At 44.0% G+C, this 18,287-nt stretch carries 17 protein-coding genes; 15 read left to right on the forward strand and 2 right to left on the reverse strand.

Annotated features, from left to right (window positions below; translation table 11 throughout):
• Positions 1-9 precede the first annotated feature (9 nt).
• The 9 genes from RSK81_RS02140 to RSK81_RS02180 all read left to right on the forward strand — a co-directional run bounded on the left by RSK81_RS02140 (position 10) and on the right by RSK81_RS02180 (position 8,625).
• On the forward strand, positions 10-744 hold the full coding sequence (locus RSK81_RS02140; RefSeq protein WP_004184210.1) for an ABC transporter permease: 735 nt from the start codon (positions 10-12) through the stop codon (positions 742-744).
• A gap of 4 nt (positions 745-748) precedes the next feature.
• Positions 749-1,849 carry a sensor histidine kinase gene (locus RSK81_RS02145; protein ID WP_315687294.1) on the forward strand — a complete coding sequence of 367 codons (1,101 nt, stop codon included), beginning with the start codon at positions 749-751 and terminating at the stop codon, positions 1,847-1,849.
• Positions 1,846-2,445, forward strand: coding sequence for a response regulator transcription factor (locus RSK81_RS02150; protein ID WP_223313849.1), 600 nt, complete (start codon positions 1,846-1,848; stop codon positions 2,443-2,445). Before RSK81_RS02145 ends, RSK81_RS02150 begins: the two co-directional genes overlap by 4 nt.
• Positions 2,446-2,705: 260 nt before the next feature.
• The gene (locus RSK81_RS02155) at positions 2,706-4,406 is read left to right on the forward strand and encodes an acetolactate synthase large subunit (RefSeq protein WP_315687299.1); all 1,701 of its coding nucleotides are present in this window, start codon (positions 2,706-2,708) and stop codon (positions 4,404-4,406) included.
• Positions 4,399-4,875, forward strand: a complete 477-nt coding sequence (gene ilvN, locus RSK81_RS02160) for an acetolactate synthase small subunit (protein ID WP_002893659.1) — start codon at positions 4,399-4,401, stop codon at positions 4,873-4,875. The genes RSK81_RS02155 and ilvN overlap by 8 nt, the downstream gene beginning before the upstream one ends.
• A 64-nt stretch (positions 4,876-4,939) precedes the next feature.
• Positions 4,940-5,962 (forward strand): ketol-acid reductoisomerase, encoded by a 1,023-nt coding sequence (ilvC, locus tag RSK81_RS02165; RefSeq protein WP_002905287.1) that lies wholly within the window; start codon positions 4,940-4,942, stop codon positions 5,960-5,962.
• 99 nt (positions 5,963-6,061) lie between these two features.
• The gene (gene ilvA / locus RSK81_RS02170; RefSeq protein WP_125434301.1) at positions 6,062-7,312 is read left to right on the forward strand and encodes a threonine ammonia-lyase IlvA; all 1,251 of its coding nucleotides are present in this window, start codon (positions 6,062-6,064) and stop codon (positions 7,310-7,312) included.
• A 56-nt stretch (positions 7,313-7,368) separates the two neighbouring features.
• A complete protein-coding gene (locus RSK81_RS02175) occupies positions 7,369-8,301 on the forward strand; it encodes an SPFH domain-containing protein (protein WP_002898882.1) in 933 nt (310 codons plus the stop codon).
• A gap of 108 nt (positions 8,302-8,409) precedes the next feature.
• Entirely contained in the window at positions 8,410-8,625 is a 216-nt protein-coding gene (locus RSK81_RS02180; RefSeq protein WP_002893653.1) for a hypothetical protein, read from the forward strand.
• A 94-nt stretch (positions 8,626-8,719) separates the two neighbouring features.
• On the opposite strand, the gene RSK81_RS02185 is transcribed toward RSK81_RS02180, so the two are convergent.
• The gene (locus tag RSK81_RS02185; RefSeq protein WP_315687302.1) at positions 8,720-9,460 is read right to left on the reverse strand and encodes an amino acid ABC transporter ATP-binding protein; all 741 of its coding nucleotides are present in this window, start codon (positions 9,458-9,460) and stop codon (positions 8,720-8,722) included.
• Positions 9,457-11,022 (reverse strand): ABC transporter substrate-binding protein/permease, encoded by a 1,566-nt coding sequence (locus tag RSK81_RS02190; RefSeq protein ID WP_315687304.1) that lies wholly within the window; start codon positions 11,020-11,022, stop codon positions 9,457-9,459. Before RSK81_RS02190 ends, RSK81_RS02185 begins: the two co-directional genes overlap by 4 nt.
• Before the next feature lie 131 nt (positions 11,023-11,153).
• On the opposite strand from RSK81_RS02190, the gene RSK81_RS02195 reads away from it, so the two are divergent.
• The 6 genes from RSK81_RS02195 (at position 11,154) to sufD (ending at position 18,278) form a co-directional block, all read left to right on the forward strand.
• Positions 11,154-13,049 carry a DUF2207 domain-containing protein gene (locus RSK81_RS02195; RefSeq protein ID WP_315687307.1) on the forward strand — a complete coding sequence of 632 codons (1,896 nt, stop codon included), beginning with the start codon at positions 11,154-11,156 and terminating at the stop codon, positions 13,047-13,049.
• A 139-nt stretch (positions 13,050-13,188) separates the two neighbouring features.
• Complete coding sequence (locus RSK81_RS02200; protein ID WP_002902429.1) at positions 13,189-14,031, forward strand: undecaprenyl-diphosphate phosphatase; 843 nt, start codon at positions 13,189-13,191, stop codon at positions 14,029-14,031.
• A gap of 173 nt (positions 14,032-14,204) precedes the next feature.
• Positions 14,205-14,957: an adaptor protein MecA gene (mecA, locus tag RSK81_RS02205; RefSeq protein WP_002893638.1), complete on the forward strand. Its 753-nt coding sequence runs from the start codon at positions 14,205-14,207 to the stop codon at positions 14,955-14,957.
• Positions 14,948-16,114 carry an MraY family glycosyltransferase gene (locus tag RSK81_RS02210; protein ID WP_315687309.1) on the forward strand — a complete coding sequence of 389 codons (1,167 nt, stop codon included), beginning with the start codon at positions 14,948-14,950 and terminating at the stop codon, positions 16,112-16,114. The genes mecA and RSK81_RS02210 overlap by 10 nt, the downstream gene beginning before the upstream one ends.
• An 89-nt stretch (positions 16,115-16,203) precedes the next feature.
• Entirely contained in the window at positions 16,204-16,974 is a 771-nt protein-coding gene (gene sufC / locus RSK81_RS02215; RefSeq protein ID WP_002893635.1) for a Fe-S cluster assembly ATPase SufC, read from the forward strand.
• Positions 16,975-17,015: 41 nt separating this feature from the next.
• The gene (gene sufD / locus RSK81_RS02220) at positions 17,016-18,278 is read left to right on the forward strand and encodes a Fe-S cluster assembly protein SufD (RefSeq protein WP_049547608.1); all 1,263 of its coding nucleotides are present in this window, start codon (positions 17,016-17,018) and stop codon (positions 18,276-18,278) included.
• The last annotated feature ends 9 nt before the right edge of the window (positions 18,279-18,287 follow it).

An 18,287-nucleotide genomic window follows, 5' to 3' on the forward strand; every position in this document is an offset into this window, starting at 1 on the left:
AGAGTAATCATGAAAAATATGGCAAGTCTTATGAAGATTGAGTTGATTTTAATGAAGCGGCAGGCTGCTTATTATCTCTTATCTATTGGTCTGCCCAGCGTCTTTTACCTGATTTTCTCAGGAATGATGTCTGGAAGTGATACGCCTGAACATGTGCTTCGAGGCTACCTTTTCTCTATGACTCTTTTTAGTATCATGTCTAGTGCCTTCTTTAGCATTCCAAGCACTTTGCAGTCTGATAAAAATAATAACTGGCAAAAAATGATTCAGCACTCGCCGATTTCTATGGTAAAATATTATATATCAAAGCTTTGCAGTACGCTGTTGACTTTTATGCTTTCCATAATCGTAGTCTTCTCGATTGGGCATTTTGTTCGCGGGGTTAATCTGCCAATGGTAGACTGGCTTCTTATTGCCGTGATCCTTCTAGTAGGAAGTGTGGTCTTTATTGCCATGGGGGTATTGGTCAGTCTTTTGCCAAGTGCTCAGCTCATGTCTGTTGTGGGCAATATCGTCTATATGGCACTGGCTGTTCTGGGCGGTCTATGGTTCCCTCTGACCATGTTTCCAAAATGGCTCCAGCCAATCGGTAAGCTGACGCCTAGTTATCAACTGATGCAAGTCGTGTCTTCTTACCTAGAACACCATCAGTTTAATGGCAAGGCTGCTTTGATTGTTCTGATTTATACGGTTTTGGTCAGCATTCTTGTGCTACAACTCAAAAAGCGAATTGAGGTAAAATAAAAGCATGTGGGAAAAGCTTAAACAAGTCCACTATATGTTTCATATTGCGCTGGTCTTTATCATCTTTCCAGTGGCGGGAGTAATCAGCGGGGAATACCCGCTTTTCCTCTTGCTTGGGACAGCTACTTTTGTTGCGGCTTACTATGCGGTTTTGCTAAGTAACCATCGCCTTATTCAATTTTTTTCTTGGTGGTTCTTGGTTGTTTACATATACTATGGTTCTGTCTGGCTAAATACAGGGTTTACCTGGTACATTTTTTATCTATCTAATCTGCTTATTTACGAACTGGATGATATTTCTTTTAAATCCTGGCGGTTTTTGACCTTTCTCGCCTTGCAGCCTGCTATTGTGCTGACTAATTATTTGATGGGCAATGTTGGTCCAGCAGAGCTGCTTTTCTATATTGTAACCTTTCTCTTTTCGGATGGTGTGACCTTTGGTCTCCATCGGATTCAGACGGCAGATCAAATCAAGGAAGAAAAGGTCAAGCAAAATGCCCAGCTGAATCTCTTTCTAGCAGAAAATGAGCGCAATCGGATTGGTCGAGACTTACATGATAGTCTAGGACACACCTTTGCTATGCTCAGTGTCAAAGCGGAGTTGGCTCAGCAGTTTTTGCAGATGGAAGCCTATGAAAAGGCAGCAAAAGAACTGCAGGAAGTGCAAGAGATTAGTAAGAAGTCCATGGCTGATGTTCGGCGGATTATTAATGATCTAAAGAATCGGACGCTGGACGAGGAACTAGTGACCATTCGTGCCATGCTGGAGATGAGCGGTGTTCAGGTAGAAATGGATAACCAGCTCAATGTTGCCAGTGTCCCACCGAGTCAGCAGTCAACAATCAGTATGATTTTGCTGGAGGCTGCTACCAATATTATCAAGCATGCCAAGGCTAAAAAGAGTAATTTTTCTTTGGTAAAGAAAAACGAAAAGCTTATTTTAGACATTCAGGATGATGGTTGTGGTTTTCAGAAGCTGACCGGACGGGAGTTGCATAGTATTCGAGAGCGGCTGTCTGCCTTATCAGGAAAGCTTGAGATTCTTAGCAGCCAAGATCCAACATGGATTCGAATTGAATTGCCATACGGAGGGAAGGAAGCATGAAACTTTTGTTAGCAGAAGATCAAAGTATGCTGAGAGATGCCTTAGCTCAGCTCTTGCAGCTGCAGCCAGATGTCGAAGAAGTCTATCAGGCCGCAGATGGGCAGAAGGCTATTGACTGTCTTAGCTCAGAAACTCTTGATGTAGCTATTTTGGACGTGGAAATGCCCCACCAAACCGGCCTAGACGTTCTCGAATGGGTCAAGGCCAATCGACCCAACATCAAGGTCATCATCGTCACAACCTTCAAGCGACCGGGCTACTTTGAGCGAGCTGTTAAGGCGGATGTAGATGCTTATGTGCTCAAAGAGCGCAGCATTGCGGATTTGATGAAGACCATCCATACCGTTCTAGATGGGCAAAAGGAATATTCGCCGGAATTGATGGAGGTGCTAATGACCAGTAGGAATCCTCTCTCTCAGCAGGAGAGGCTAGTCCTGCAAGCTGCGGCGACTGGCCTGTCCAATAAAGAAATTGCTGAAAAACTCTACCTGTCAAATGGAACGGTTCGTAACTATATGTCTGCTATTTTGACCAAGCTAGATGCTGAAAATCGAACAGAAGCTGTCCGAATCGGGCAAGAGAAAGGCTGGTTATAGCTGGCATACTCAGTTTTGTAGAAAAGATGAGGAGCGGTAGCTTTCCCATAAACGGAACATTTGAGAGCTAATAATTCTAATGAAAAGTCAGTACTATAGATATAGTTCTGGCTTTTTATCTTTTGTTTTAAAAACATTCGGATTTAGATAAAAAATCAAGAAAAAAATTAACTAGCGGCTTGCAATTTTTTTCAAAAATGTTATCATAGTAGAAAGCTTTTTGAATTTTTAGAAAATTGTAAATAAATGAAAGGGGAAGAATGGAGAAAATCAAATTAGAAACTTCTAAGACAGGCTCAGAGCTTGTGTTAGAAACCTTGAAAAATCTTGGTGTTGATACGATTTTTGGCTATCCCGGCGGCGCTGTACTGCCGCTTTATGATGCTATTTATAGTTTTGAAGGCATCCGTCATATTCTAGGCCGCCATGAGCAAGGCAGTGTTCACGAAGCAGAAGGCTATGCTAAGTCTACTGGGAAAATCGGAGTTGCAGTTGTGACCAGCGGTCCGGGAGCGACTAATGCCATTACCGGTATTGCCGATGCCATGAGTGATAGCGTCCCCCTTTTAGTCTTTACTGGTCAGGTGGCCAAGGCTGGAATCGGTAAAGATGCTTTTCAGGAAGCGGATATTGTTGGGATTACGACTCCTATTACCAAGTATAATTATCAGGTTCGGGAGACGGCGGAAATTCCGCGTATTATTACAGAAGCTATTCACATTGCGACGACAGGTCGTCCTGGACCGGTCGTTATTGATTTGCCTAAGGATGTCTCGGCTTTGGAAACGGACTTTATCTATGACAGCAAGTTGCATTTGCCGAGCTATCAGCCGACTATTGAGCCTAATGAATTGCAGATTAAGAAGATTATCAAGCAGATTTCTAAGGCTAAAAAGCCGGTTCTGCTTTCAGGAGGCGGTATTAGTTATGCCGAGGCAGCAGAGGAGCTGGTTGCTTTGGCGGAGCGGTATCAGATTCCAGTAGTCACTACCTTGTTGGGTCAGGGGACTATTGCGACAGACCATCCTTTGTTTTTAGGTATGGGTGGGATGCACGGTTCTTTTGCGGCCAATATTGCCATGACTGAGGCCGACTTTATGATTAGTATCGGCTGCCGCTTTGATGACCGTCTGACCGGTAATCCGAAAACCTTTGCCAAGAACGCTAAAGTAGCACATATTGATATTGACCCAGCGGAAATTGGAAAAATTATCAGCGTAGATATTCCTATCGTAGGGGATGCTAAGAAAGCCCTGCAGATGCTGTTGAATGAAGAGCAGGTGCATAATAATACCAGCAAGTGGATTGAAAAAGTAACGCAGGACAAGGAGCGAGTTCGCTCATATGATAAGAAAGAACGTGTCGTACAGCCTCAGGCTGTCATTGAGCGCGTGGGTGAGCTAACCAAGGGTGATGCCATCGTTGTAACAGACGTCGGTCAGCACCAAATGTGGGCCGCCCAATATTATCCGTATAAAAACGAGCGTCAACTGGTAACATCTGGCGGTCTGGGAACCATGGGCTTTGGTGTGCCTGCAGCGATTGGAGCTAAAATTGCCAATCCGGATAAGGAAGTCGTACTCTTTGTCGGAGATGGTGGCTATCAGATGACAAACCAAGAGATGGCTATTCTCAATATCTATAAGATTCCGATTAAGGTCATCATGCTCAATAATCATTCGCTAGGTATGGTGCGCCAGTGGCAGGAAGCTTTCTATGATGGTCGTACCTCTGAGTCTGTCTTTGAAACTTTGCCAGATTTCCAGCTCATGGCTCAGGCCTATGGTGTTAAAACTTATAAATTTGACGATCCGGAGACTATTGTCCAGGATTTAGAAGTGCTGAAGGAAGATATACCGATGTTTATCGAGGTGGATATCTCTCGCAAGGAGCACGTTCTTCCAATGGTGCCAGCTGGCAAGAGTAATCATGAGATGTTGGGGGTGAAGTTCCATGCGTAGAATGTTGACAGCTAAACTTCAAAACCGTTCGGGGGTTCTGAACCGCTTCACGGGTGTCCTTTCCAGACGTCAGGTTAATATTGAGAGTATCTCAGTCGGAACGACGGAAAATCCGGAAGTATCCCGTATCACCATCATCATTGATGTGGCTTCATTGGCAGAAGTTGAGCAGATTATCAAGCAGCTCAATCGTCAGATTGATGTGATTCGGGTTCGAGATATCACGGACCGCCCTCATTTAGAGCGTGAAGTGATTCTGGTTAAGGTCTCGGCTCCAGCTGACAAGCGGGCAGAGATTCTGTCTATTATCCAGCCATTCCGGGCGACAGTTGTAGATGTAGCACCTAGCTCTATTACCATTCAGATGACTGGTGATGCGGAGAAGAGCGAAGCCTTGCTTCGGGTCATTCGCCCATATGGTATTAAAAATATTGCTCGGACTGGAGCGACAGGCTTTACCCGAGATTAAATCAAACCTTTAATTTGTTAAAACCGCCTAATAGGCAATAAAAATAGAAAAGAGAGTAAAACTTATGGCAGTAACAATGGAATACGAAAAAGATGTTAAAGTAGCAGCGCTTGACGGTAAAAAAATCGCCGTTATCGGTTATGGTTCACAAGGACATGCGCATGCACAAAACTTGCGTGATACAGGCCACGATGTGATTATCGGTGTTCGTCCTGGTAAGTCATTTGACAAGGCTAAAGAAGATGGCTTTGATACTTATACAGTAGCAGAAGCAGCTAAATTAGCTGATGTCATCATGATTTTGGCTCCAGATGAAATCCAACAAGATCTCTATGAAGCAGAAATCGCTCCAAACTTGGAAGCTGGAAACGCAGTTGGGTTTGCTCATGGTTTCAACATCCATTTTGAATTTATCAAAGTTCCTGCCGATGTAGATGTCTTTATGTGTGCACCGAAAGGCCCTGGTCACTTGGTTCGCCGTACTTTCGAAGAAGGTTTTGGTGTACCAGCTCTGTATGCAGTCTACCAAGACGCTACTGGAAATGCAAAAGACATCGCAATGGACTGGTGTAAAGGTGTTGGTGCGGCTCGTGTTGGTTTGCTTGAAACAACTTACAAAGAAGAAACTGAAGAAGATCTCTTTGGTGAACAAGCTGTGCTTTGTGGTGGCTTGACTGCCCTGATTGAAGCAGGATTTGAAGTTCTGACTGAAGCAGGTTATGCGCCAGAATTGGCTTACTTTGAAGTGCTGCACGAAATGAAACTGATTGTGGACTTAATCTATGAAGGTGGCTTCAAGAAGATGCGTCAATCTATCTCAAATACAGCCGAATATGGTGACTATGTATCTGGTCCGCGCGTGATTACTGAGCAAGTCAAAGAAAACATGAAGGCGGTCTTGGCTGATATCCAAAACGGTAAATTTGCAAATGACTTTGTAAATGACTACAAGGCTGGTCGTCCAAAACTCACTGCTTACCGCGAGCAAGCTGCTAATCTGGAGATTGAAAAGGTCGGTGCAGAATTACGTAAAGCAATGCCATTCGTTGGTAAAAACGACGACGATGCTTTCAAGATTTACAATTAAGATAAAGAGCATATAAGAAATTAGGGGTAGGAATGCGAATTCCCAGCCCCTTGTTTTGCTTGATAGAGAATAAACTGGAAGAATAGGGAAGGAAAAAATATGCTCAGAGCAAAAGATATCACTCATGCTCATAAAGTGTTAAAAGATGTGGTTGTCAATACTCCGCTTGACTACGACCACTATTTGTCGGAGAAGTACCAGGCCAAGATTTACCTGAAGAAGGAAAATATGCAGCGGGTACGCTCTTTTAAACTCCGCGGGGCTTATTATGCCATTTCTCAACTTAATGAAGAGGAACGTCAGCGTGGGGTTGTCTGTGCTTCTGCGGGAAATCACGCCCAAGGAGTGGCCTATACTTGTAAGGAAATGAAAATTCCAGCAACTATTTTTATGCCAATCACGACCCCGCAGCAGAAGATTGGACAGGTTCGCTTCTTTGGCGGTGAATTTGTGGAAATTAAATTGGTTGGAGATACTTTTGATGCTTCGGCCAAGGCAGCGCTTGATTATACTAAGGATGAAAACTGCACCTTTATCGATCCTTTTGACAATGATGATGTCCAAGCTGGTCAAGGAACAGTGGCTTATGAAATCTTAGACGAGGCTAAGAGAGAAGCAATCGATTTTGATTCAGTTTTAGTACCAGTTGGCGGCGGCGGACTGATATCAGGAGTCTCAACCTATATCAAAGAAAGTCAGCCATCTATCGAAGTTATTGGTGTGGAAGCCAATGGTGCCCGCAGTATGAAAGCAGCTTTTGAAGCTGGAGGTCCAGTCAAACTCAAAGAAATCGACAAATTTGCGGACGGTATCGCAGTACAGAAGGTCGGTGCATCAACCTATGAGGTCACACAAAAGAATGTTCAAAATCTTATCGGTGTAGATGAAGGGCTTATTTCAGAGACCATCATTGACCTATACTCCAAGCAAGGGATTGTCGCAGAGCCAGCCGGTGCTGCAAGTGTTGCTGCTTTGGAAGTACTGAGCGAGTATATCAAGGGTAAGACTATCTGTTGCATTATCTCAGGTGGTAATAATGACATCAACCGCATGCCAGAGATGGAAGAGCGGGCGCTTATTTATGATGGTATCAAGCACTATTTCGTGGTTAACTTCCCGCAGCGTCCAGGTGCCTTGCGTGAATTCGTGAATGATATTTTAGGACCCAATGACGACATCACTCGTTTTGAATATATCAAGCGGGCAAGCAAGGGAACGGGACCAGTTTTGATTGGTATTTCTCTGGCTGATAAGCATGATTATGCTTCTTTGATTAACCGTATTGAGCAGTTTGATCCGTCCTTTATCAATCTGAACGGGAATGAAACACTCTACAATATGCTTGTCTAATTGTAAATATATTTTAGCCTAATTTGTATGCTTTCGTTTGAAACTGCAAATTAAATATGTTAGAATATACTATAGTGAATCAAGGAGGCTTGAACATGTTTTTTATTCCATTTTTCTTTATCATATTGATCATAATCTTTATATTCTTGTTGCTTAGTGCAGTTTATGTGGTTCGTCAGCAATCTGTGGCAATCATTGAGCGTTTTGGACGCTACCACAAAACTAGCAGCAGCGGTATCAATTTCCGTCTTCCTTTAGGGATTGATAAGATAGCGGCTCGTGTTCAGCTGCGTTTGCTGCAGAGCGAGATTGTCGTTGAGACCAAGACACAGGATAATGTTTTCGTAACTATGAATGTTGCGACCCAGTATCGTGTAAATGAGAACAACGTAATTGATGCTTATTACAAACTTATGCGGCCAGAAGCTCAAATTAAGTCCTATATTGAAGATGCCCTTCGTTCCTCCGTTCCAAAACTGACCTTGGACGAGCTCTTTGAAAAGAAGGACGAAATTGCCCTAGAAGTCCAAAAGCAAGTGGCAGAAGAAATGTCGACCTATGGCTATATCATTGTCAAAACCTTGATTACCAAGGTTGAGCCTGATGCTGAAGTTAAACAGTCTATGAACGAAATCAATGCGGCGCAGCGTAAGCGTGTGGCTGCTCAGGAATTGGCTGAAGCGGATAAGATTAAGATTGTGACAGCTGCCTCTGCAGAAGCTGAGAAAGACCGCCTGCATGGGGTTGGTATTGCCGAGCAGCGGAAGGCCATTGTGGATGGTTTGGCAGATTCGATCAAGGAATTGAAGGGCGCCAACATTGAGTTGACAGAAGAGCAGATTATGTCTATTCTTTTGACCAATCAGTACCTGGATACGCTGAATAATTTTGCAGATAGTTCGGGTAATAATACCATCTTCCTTCCAGCAAATCCAGAAGGTGTCGAAAGTATTCGGACTCAGATACTTTCAGCCCTCAAAGCTAAGTAAAGAAAATTCAGAATTATTTAATTTGTTCGAATTTGGTTTGTTTAAGTTGACAAACTGTATAAAAACAATTATAGTAGTTGATGTAGCTAGAATAGAGAGGAGTAAGAAATGGCTAAATCTAATTTCGAGAAAGTAGAATCTGTTGTTAGTTGGGTACGTGATAAGAAGATCACCGGTTACCGTATTAGTAAAGAAACAAATGCACGTGAAATGTCTATCATTGCTCTTGCTCAAGGACGTGCAAAAGTGAAAAATATCTCTTTTGAAACAGCTCTTGGCTTGATTGATTTCTACGACAAAAACCATGAAAAATTTGAAGACTAAACTTCAAAATCGTGCAACTGATATTGCTCATTAAATCAAAAAAGGAATCTGGACTTAGTTCCAGATTCCTTTTTTGATTTTGAAAATAAATAGTTTAGCTGAGGAAACGTTGCAGGAATTCTTTGGTTCTTTCTTCTTTGGGATTGGTGAAGATATCCTGCGGGCTGCCAGCTTCAGCAATGACGCCCTTGTCCATAAAGATAACACGGCTGGAAACATCACGGGCAAATTCCATTTCGTGGGTTACGACTATCATAGTCAGCCCTTCCTGAGCCAGTTCTTTCATGATTTTCAGAACTTCACCAACCATTTCAGGGTCGAGGGCTGAAGTCGGCTCGTCAAAGAGGATGGCATCAGGATTCATAGAGAGGGCGCGGGCAATAGCGACCCGCTGCTTCTGACCGCCTGAGAGTTGCTTAGGCTTGGCCTGCCAGTATTGTTCGCCCATTCCAACCTTGTTGAGGTTTTCTTTGGCAATTTTCTCAGCTTCTGACCGTTCTTTTTTCAAAACGGTTGTCTGAGCGACGATGGTATTTTCTAGGACATTAAGATTTTCAAAGAGATTGAAAGACTGAAAGACCATACCCAGCTTTTCACGGTAATGGGTCAAGTCGTAATTCTCGTCCAGGACATTCCTGCCGCGATAGAAAATCTGTCCGCCAGTTGGTGTTTCCAGAAGGTTAATGGAGCGCAGGAAGGTTGACTTTCCGCTACCGGAACTGCCGATGATGGAAATCACTTCTCCTTTATGAACGGTGAGGGATATGTCCTTGAGGACTTGGTTTTCACCGTAGGACTTTTTGAGGTTTTTAATTTCTAAAATGGTTTCTGTCATGATTTCACTTCTCCTGTCTGCATTTGATTGGCACCTGTCGTGTAGTTGTCTGTGTCGAAGCGTTTTTCAACATAGCGCAGGATGCGTGTCACGCTGAATGTCAGGACAAAGTAGATTACAGCGATGATGGTAAAGGTTTGGAAGTATTGGTAGGTTTGGGTAGCAATGGTATTTCCAGAGAAATAAAGCTCAACTACCGAGATAACGTTCAACACGGATGTATCCTTGATATTGATGACAAATTCGTTACCAGTTGCAGGCAGAATATTGCGGACGACCTGAGGCAGAACAATCTTGCGCATGGTCTGACCATGTGTCATACCCAGTGCTGTTGCGGCCTCGAATTGCCCCTTATCAACGGCAAAGATACCGCCGCGGACAATCTCGCTCATATAAGCTCCGGTGTTGATGGAGACGATGAAAATAGCAGCGATAGTTCGGTCGATAGAAATTCCGAATGCCTGAGCTGTTCCGTAGTAGATAACCATGGACTGAACAATCATTGGAGTTCCGCGGAAAATCTCAATATAGACATTTAAGAACCAGCCGAAGATTTTTTGAAGTGATGCTAGGAGTTTATTCTTAGAAGCTGGTGCCGTCCGATAAACGCCAATCAGCAGTCCGATGATGAGGCCTGCGATGGTCCCTGTAATCGAAATGAGCAAGGTCAAACCAGCTCCGCGTAAGAATTGCGGCCAGTTTTCAGCCAGGATCTTAGCCACTTGACTGAAGAATGATTCATTCGTTGTTTCACTATCCGTATCAACAGGCTGTTTCTGAATCATCTCATCCATCAGCTTGACTTGATCATTAGTAGAAATCTTAGCGATTGCTGCATTAGCTTGCTCGATACGACTGTCATCCTTGCGCATACCAATGGCAATGGAAGCATCCTCTTCGCCAACTTCAAAGCCTTTCTCAAACTGAATCATTTTGAAGTTGGAGTTGGCAGTCTCAGCAGTCAAGGCTTCTGGCCGCTCAGAGATATAGCCATCAATAACACCAGATTCCAAGGCTTGACGCATCTGAGCAAAATCGCCCATAGCTGTTTCTTTTTTGGCGCCAGGCAGCTGGTCAATGAGATTGTAGAGATAAACTCCTTGCTGGGAAGTGACTTTAGCGTCTTTGAAGTCTTCTAGCGTCTTAGCGGATGCATATTTTCCATCTTTACGAACTAGGAGAACTGGCTCGCTGGTGTAGTAACTGTTGGAAAAGGCGATTTCCTTTTTCCGCTCGGCAGTTGGACTCATACCCGCAATAATCATGTCAATCTTGCTGGAGGTCAGAGCAGGAATCAAGCCATTCCAGGAAGTTTTGACAACCAGAGGTTCCTTGCCCATCTCTTGAGCAATTTTTTTGGCAATCTGCACATCGTATCCGTTGGCATATTGGTTGGTTCCTTCGATTTTTACAGCACCGTTGGAATCGTCATCCTGAGTCCAGTTGAAGGGCGCGTAGGCTGCTTCCATACCGATCCTCAGATAGTCATCGGCCTGAATAACATGGACCGTTCCTAAGGTGACCAGGAGGGCTGTAAATAAAGTGAGTAATAATTTCTTCATGGTTTTCTCCTGCTTATCTAATAATAGTTCTTCCTATTCTATCGAAAATTGCGGTTCTTTTCAATCCTAGTAAGCCCTTACTTGATAAAAATGATATAATAGAACAAAATATCTGTAAAGAGAGGTTGAGTATGAAACGATATTTTTATCTCCTGTTAGTTTTATTTTCCTGCCTTTGTTTTGGTCGGGTTGTCTCGGCTGTTGACTATGATATTGAATCCTATCAAGGCGATCTGGCCTTGCGTGAGGACAATACAGCTACCTACACAGAGAAAGTGACCTACAAGTTTAATGACGACTATAATGGGCAGATTGTTTCGCTGGGCTCTGCTGGAAAGATGCCTAATGGCTTTGCCATTGATGGGAATCCGACGGTCTCGGTTCTGACAAATGGTGAGCCAGATATGGACATTAACCCCCAAGTCAGAGACTTGGGAGATGGCTATGAAGTCAAAATCTATAATTCCGGAAACGACGGTGACAGAGTTGTTGTTACTGTGACTTGGCAGCTGAGAAATCTCCTTTTTCTTCACAAAGATATTGCTGAGCTCAACTGGACTCCTATCAGCGACTGGGATCAGGGGATAGGAGAAGTCGTTTTGACAGTTTCTGGCTTGAGCAATCCAGATAAGAGCGAGCTTTTTGCTCATAGTGGCTACTTTGGAACCCAGCCTTTCGTGGATAAGGATGGCACCGACTATCTGGTCAAACTCAATGGAATTGGCTCGGGTGATAATGTCGAGCTCCACGGCTATTGGGATCGACAAGCGGTCTCTCTTGTGTCCCAGAATGAAGACGAGAGCGACTACTTGCCAACCTTTAAAGCTCAAGAAGAAAAAATTGCCCGCAAGACGGTCTTTTACCGGCAACTAGGAGAAATTTATATGCCCTTGCTGCTCCTATGTGCCATCCTTGCAGCGGCTATTCTTTATTTTGTCTTTGCCCAGAAGATCAAGCCTAAGCAGTCTTATCCCAAGAATGCCCGTCTATATGAGGCTCCTCAGGACTTGTCTCCTCTTGTCTTGGCGGAAAATATTTACGCGGTGGACATGGAGGATGTCGACCCGACTAGGGGCGGCAAGGCAGTGCTGAACTTTGAAAATATGGTCCAGGCGACTCTGTTAGACCTGCTGGATAGGGGCAATCTCCTACTGCAGGGAGATGCTGAAAATCCTGTTCTGCAAATAACGACCTATGATGGGCTGGCGGACTTTGAGAGACGTTTTCTGGGCATGGCTTTTAACAAGCAATCCCAAGCCAGAGTGAAAGATCTCTTTTCAGCCTATCAAATTTCAGAAGATATTTATAAGCATAAGTCTTCTGCGGATGAGTCCTATATCCGTAACATTGGTAGTAATATCAAGTCCTTATTTACTAACAGTTTGCGCTCTTTATCTAAAGAAGTGCGCTCTGAAGGCAAGCGTTTGGGTCTCTTTGGTCACTACCGGCCTCTGAAAGTTCAGGAAAAGAGATTGCTGATTACTGTCATCATTCTAGCTAGTGCTGTTTTGTTGTTCTCTCTTGGAGTTTTGTTTGTCTATATGGCCGCTTTTGAAAGTCTTATCTGGATATATATTCCCTTAGCACTGGTGGGACTTGTTATGATTTGCATTTTTGCTAGTAAGGCGCAGCTTTATTGGCGAGATGGTGTTCTGAATGACGAAGGCGCGCATGATTACTATCTGTGGAGAAGTTTTTCAAATATGCTGCGAGATATTGCCCATCTGGACAAGACAGAAATCGAAGGCATTATCCTTTGGAACCGTCTCTTGGTCTATGCGACCCTCTTTGGCTATGCGGATCGTGTCAGCCGTGTCATGGCTCTACGTCAGATTCACTTGGAAAATCCATCTATGGACAGCTATGTTCAGGCTAACCTGCACTATGCCTTCTATAGCAGCATGCACAGTTTCTCAAACTATGGCCATGTAGCGACCACAGCCAGCAATTTCTCTGTCTCTTCTGGCGGAAGTTCAGGTGGTGGGTTCTCCGGCGGCGGAGGCGGTGGAGGCGGTGGAGCTTTCTGATAGATAAGCTCCCTCCTAGCCAGAAAAGTCTTGGTACTGGCTTTTCCTAGTCTTGAAATTGTGATATAATAAGACCTAATACTCTTTGGGAATTTATATATGACTTTCCTTGAGTAGACCCTTGTTTCAGGAGTATTCTATGTTTATCATTGAAATTTTTATCTCTATTATTTACGGTATCATCGAAGGAATCACAGAATGGCTGCCGATTTCCAGTACAGGTCATCTGATTCTGATTCAAGACTTTATCCAGTTTAAGAATCAAAGTCCAGCCTTTATGGAAATGTTTAATGTCGTCATCCAGCTGGGAGCTATTTTGGCGGTTGTTGTCATCTATTTTGACAAGCTCAACCCTTTTAAACCAGGCAAATCAGCACGTCAGGTTCAAAAGACCTGGCAGCTTTGGGCCAAGGTCGTCGTGGCAGCCTTGCCAGCTGCTGTTATCGGCTTATTCTTGGATGATTGGTTTGAAGCGCATTTCTATAATCTGGTCTCTGTGTCAGTGATGCTGATTGTCTATGGGGCGGCTTTTATCTATCTGGAAAGGCGCGAGCATGAGGAGCCTGCTGTGACAGATTTGGCCTCTCTTCCTTACAAGACTGCCTTGCAAATTGGTCTCTTTCAGATTCTAGCTCTCTTCCCTGGAACTAGCCGTTCTGGTGCCACCATTGTCGGTGGTCTCCTGAATGGTGTCAGTCGTTCTGTCGTGACAGAGTTCACTTTCTATCTGGGGATTCCCATTATGTTTGGTGCTAGTGGCTGGAAAATTCTCAAGTTCATCAAGAATGGGAACAGTCTGGGATTTGGGCAAATCTTCTTGCTCTTAGTTGCCATGGGAGTGGCCTTCGGTGTCAGTCTAGTCGTGATTCGTTTCCTGACAGACTACGTCAAAAAGCATGACTTTACAATTTTTGGGAAATATCGGATTGGCCTAGGCGGCGTGCTTCTGGTTTATGCAGCAATCAAAGCCTTGATGGGATAAAAAGGCAATTTTAATGTTTCCCTGACTCTCTCATGTAGTGAAATAATAAGCTCTCGGAATTTTCTGAGAGTTTTTTCTTGCAACCTCCATTTTCAGACCAATACTAGCTATTTTTTGAAATACGGGGGATTTTTTAGTATAATAGTAGGACTAGAAGTGTATGAGGTAGAGATATGGAAATGAAACAGATTAGTGATTCGACCATAAAAATCACGATTCAGCTGGAAGATTTGGAAGAGCGCGGCATGGAAATGGCCGATTTCTTGGTTCCCCAAGAAAAGACGGAAGAATTTTTCTATACCATCTTAGATGAGTTGGAAATGCCGGATAATTTTTTGGACAGCGGTATGTTGAGTTTCCGTGTGACGCCTAAGCCAGATAAAGTGGATGTTTTTGTTACCAAGTCTAAATTGGATAAGAATCTGAGTTTTGAGGATTTGGCAGACCTGCCAGACATGGATGAGCTGTCTCATATGTCTCCAGATGAATTCCTCAAGACACTGGAAAAGAGCATTTTTGAAAAGAGTAAGGAAGACATAGAAGCAGTCCAATCTTTGGAAACAGCCGAAGCAGAGGAAGGGGAGCAGCTTTCTCAGGAGGCGGCTGATGAGCAGTCGGCAGAAAATGCAGAACGCTATATTTACTATATCCTGCGCTTTGAAGATATTAAGGCTGCGGCGGCTTTTGCACAGACGGTGGACTATAAGATTGACTTATCAGAACTTTATAAGTATGATTCAGCTTATTATTTGACGATTTTGGTGGACGTTGAGGGCTTCCCAGAGCGCTATCCAGCTTGGCTCTTGGCCAAGATGCGTGAATTCGCAGATGATTCGGATATTACTCGGGCAGTGCTGCAGGAGCACGGACATCTTCTTTTGGTGACAGATGCCGTCTCCGGCCTGCAGAAGGTTGAATGCCTATGATTACTTTTCCGTTAAAGTTTATCTTGGTATTGCTGGGAACTTTTTTTATCGGGGTGATTTTGACGCCCTTGGTTCGGCTCCTAGCCTTTAAGATTGGGGCGGTAGATTATCCCAATGCTCGCCGCATTAATAAAAAGCCCATGCCTAGCAGTGGCGGGCTGGCGATTGTAGCGGCCTTTTCTATCTCTACTCTGCTCTTGATGCCGCAAATTGTTGCTGTAGATTTTTTTGGACAGACCTATTTTGATTATGTTTGGCCGGTCGTTCTAGGTGGTTTGATTATTGCCTTTACAGGGCTAGTTGATGATATCAAAGAGTTGTCGCCCATGCTGAAAATGGGTGGAATTGTTCTAGCAGCCAGTCTAATCTGGTGGCTGACAGATTTCCGATTGGATGATTTTAAGCTTCCTTTTGGCGGACCTTTCCTGCATTTTGAGCCTTGGCTGTCCTATGTTTTGACAGTGGTGTGGATTATTTCTATCACCAATGCGGTTAATTTGATTGACGGTTTGGATGGTCTGGTGAGTGGGGTGTCCATCATCTCCTTGGTGACGATGGGGATTGTTTCTTACTTCTTTTTGCCCCAACACAATCTCTTTCTGACCCTGACTATTTTCGTCTTGGTCTTGTCAATTGCGGGTTTTTTCCCTTACAATTACCACCCAGCTATCATCTATCTTGGTGATACGGGGGCTCTCTTCATCGGCTTTATGATTGCTGTTCTGTCCTTGCAAGGATTGAAAAATGCGACGGCTGTTGCGGTGGTGACGCCTATGATTATCTTAGGAGTGCCGATTACGGATACTTTTCTGGCGATTATCCGCCGTACTCTATCTGGTCAGAAATTCTACACGCCTGACAAGCATCATCTTCATCACAGACTCTTATCCTTGGGATTGACTCATCGAGGAACAGTGTTGGTTATCTATGGGATTTCACTGGTCTTTGCCATGATTTCTCTCTTGTTGAATGTTTCCAGTCGAATTGGTGGCGTGCTCTTGATGATAGGCTTACTTCTGGGTGTTGAGCTCTTTGCTGAGCTGGTCGGAGTTTTGGGGCCTAATCGTACTCCTTTGCTCAATATTCTCCGCTTTATTGGGAACTCCTCCTACCGTGAGGAAGTTCGGCGGAAATGGCGTCAAAAGAGGAATAAATAAGAATAGCTCTAAACAAAATAAAAGCCTTTTGGGCTTTTTTTTGGTATACTAAAGTATGTAAATCAGCTAAGCAAAGAAAGGAAAAAGAAATGTCTGTCTTAGAAATTAAAGATCTTCATGTTGAAATCGAAGGGAAAAAAATTCTCAAAGGGGTGAATCTCACTCTGAAAACAGGAGAGGTTGCAGCTATTATGGGGCCAAATGGAACAGGGAAGTCCACCTTGTCTGCAGCAATTATGGGCAATCCTAACTACGAAGTGACTCAAGGAGAAGTGCTTTTTGATGGAGTCAATATCTTAGAATTGGAAGTGGATGAGCGTGCTCGCATGGGACTCTTCCTGGCTATGCAGTACCCTAGTGAAATTCCTGGTATTACTAACGCAGAGTTTCTCCGTGCAGCTATGAATGCTGGCAAAGAAGACGAGGAAAAAATCTCCGTCCGCGACTTTATCATGAAGCTGGATGAAAAGATGGAACTGCTCAACATGAAAGAAGAAATGGCTGAGCGCTACCTTAATGAAGGTTTCTCCGGTGGTGAAAAGAAGCGCAATGAAATCCTGCAGTTGCTCATGCTAGAGCCGACTTTTGCGCTTTTAGATGAGATTGACTCAGGTCTGGATATCGATGCTCTTAAGGTTGTGTCTAAAGGGGTTAATGCTATGCGAGGTGAAGGTTTTGGTGCTATGATTATCACTCACTATCAACGCCTGCTCAACTATATCACTCCAGATGTAGTTCATGTCATGATGGATGGTAAAGTCGTTCTTTCTGGCGGTCCTGAATTGGCAGTTCGCTTGGAGAAAGAGGGCTATGCTAAATTGGCTGAAGAATTGGGCTTCACCTATACCGAAGAAGCCTAGTCAAACATTCTTTTGACTTTTATAAAAGATAGGAGAATGATATGACTAAAGAATTAATTCAAGAATTTTCACAGCTACATGCAGAGCCAGACTGGCTCTTTCAACTGCGCCAGCAGGCTTTTGATAAAATTGACCAGTTAGAATTGCCACGTATTGAGCGGGTTAAATTTCATCGCTGGAATCTGGGCGACGGCCGTATTTCAGAGAGTGAGCCGCTGACAAGTGTTCCAGACTTTACAGCCCTAGATGACAATCTCAAGCTTGTTCAAGTGGGAACTCAGACTGTTCTGGAGCAATTGCCAGCTGACTTGGCAGCGCAAGGTGTAATCTTCACAGATTTCCACACTGCCTTAGAAGAGATTCCAGAGCTGGTAGAGAAGCGTTTTATGTCTGCGGTCAAGTATGATGAGGACAAATTGGCGGCTTATCACACTGCCTATTTCAACAGCGGTGCGGTTCTTTATGTGCCGGACAATGTTGAGATTGACCAGCCGATTGAAGGAATTTTTTATCAGGATAGCGAAAGCGATGTTCCTTTTAACAAGCATATTTTGGTTATCGCAGGCAAGCATTCCAAGGTTAACTACTTGGAACGCTTGGAAACTTATGGCGAGGGCTCTGTTCCCGTAACAGCCAATATCACTGTCGAAGTTATTGCTCAGGCTGGAGCTCAGATTAAGTTTTCAGCTATTGATCGCTTGGGCGAAAATGTAACGGCTTATATCAGTCGCCGTGGTAAGCTGGATAATGATGCTATGATTGACTGGGCCATCGGCGTTATGAACGAAGGCAATGTCGTGGCTGACTTTGATAGCGACCTCTATGGCAAAGGTAGCCATGCGGATATGAAAGTGGTGGCTCTCTCAAGCGGTAAGCAGGTTCAGGGGATTGATACCCGCGTAACTAACTATGGCTGCAACTCTATCGGAAATATCCTGCAGCACGGGGTTATCCTGGAAAAAGGAACCTTGACCTTCAATGGTATCGGTCATATTATCAAAGGTGCTAAGGGAGCAGATGCTCAGCAGGAAAGCCGAGTTCTCATGCTGTCTGATCAAGCGCGCTCAGATGCTAATCCAATCCTCTTGATTGATGAAAACGATGTGACAGCTGGTCACGCAGCTTCTATCGGTCAGGTGGATCCAGAAGATATGTACTACCTCATGAGTCGGGGTCTTGATAAGGCGACGGCTGAACGCTTGGTCGTGCGCGGCTTCTTAGGGTCAGTGATAGTAGAAATCCCTGTTAAGGAAGTCCGTGATGAAATGATTGAAAATATCGATATTATTCTCGCAAAAAGATAAAAAGCTGGG

Origin of the sequence: Streptococcus sp. DTU_2020_1000888_1_SI_GRL_NUU_041A (genome assembly GCF_032387735.1) — a bacterium.
GTDB lineage: Bacteria > Bacillota > Bacilli > Lactobacillales > Streptococcaceae > Streptococcus > Streptococcus sanguinis.

Bases quoted from the DNA above. Each gene is read 5' to 3' on its own strand.
- RSK81_RS02145 (WP_315687294.1), top strand. From the start codon at position 749: ATGTGGGAAAAGCTTAAACAAGTCCACTATATGTTTCATATTGCGCTG.
- RSK81_RS02195 (WP_315687307.1), top strand. From the start codon at position 11,154: ATGAAACGATATTTTTATCTCCTGTTAGTTTTATTTTCCTGCCTTTGT.
- sufD (WP_049547608.1), top strand. From the start codon at position 17,016: ATGACTAAAGAATTAATTCAAGAATTTTCACAGCTACATGCAGAGCCA.
- RSK81_RS02210 (WP_315687309.1), top strand. From the start codon at position 14,948: ATGCCTATGATTACTTTTCCGTTAAAGTTTATCTTGGTATTGCTGGGA.
- ilvA (WP_125434301.1), top strand. From the start codon at position 6,062: ATGCTCAGAGCAAAAGATATCACTCATGCTCATAAAGTGTTAAAAGAT.
- RSK81_RS02200 (WP_002902429.1), top strand. From the start codon at position 13,189: ATGTTTATCATTGAAATTTTTATCTCTATTATTTACGGTATCATCGAA.
- RSK81_RS02185 (WP_315687302.1), bottom strand. From the start codon at position 9,460: ATGACAGAAACCATTTTAGAAATTAAAAACCTCAAAAAGTCCTACGGT.
- ilvC (WP_002905287.1), top strand. From the start codon at position 4,940: ATGGCAGTAACAATGGAATACGAAAAAGATGTTAAAGTAGCAGCGCTT.
- RSK81_RS02190 (WP_315687304.1), bottom strand. From the start codon at position 11,022: ATGAAGAAATTATTACTCACTTTATTTACAGCCCTCCTGGTCACCTTA.
- mecA (WP_002893638.1), top strand. From the start codon at position 14,205: ATGGAAATGAAACAGATTAGTGATTCGACCATAAAAATCACGATTCAG.
- RSK81_RS02180 (WP_002893653.1), top strand. From the start codon at position 8,410: ATGGCTAAATCTAATTTCGAGAAAGTAGAATCTGTTGTTAGTTGGGTA.
- RSK81_RS02155 (WP_315687299.1), top strand. From the start codon at position 2,706: ATGGAGAAAATCAAATTAGAAACTTCTAAGACAGGCTCAGAGCTTGTG.
- RSK81_RS02150 (WP_223313849.1), top strand. From the start codon at position 1,846: ATGAAACTTTTGTTAGCAGAAGATCAAAGTATGCTGAGAGATGCCTTA.
- sufC (WP_002893635.1), top strand. From the start codon at position 16,204: ATGTCTGTCTTAGAAATTAAAGATCTTCATGTTGAAATCGAAGGGAAA.
- ilvN (WP_002893659.1), top strand. From the start codon at position 4,399: ATGCGTAGAATGTTGACAGCTAAACTTCAAAACCGTTCGGGGGTTCTG.
- RSK81_RS02175 (WP_002898882.1), top strand. From the start codon at position 7,369: ATGTTAGAATATACTATAGTGAATCAAGGAGGCTTGAACATGTTTTTT.
- RSK81_RS02140 (WP_004184210.1), top strand. From the start codon at position 10: ATGAAAAATATGGCAAGTCTTATGAAGATTGAGTTGATTTTAATGAAG.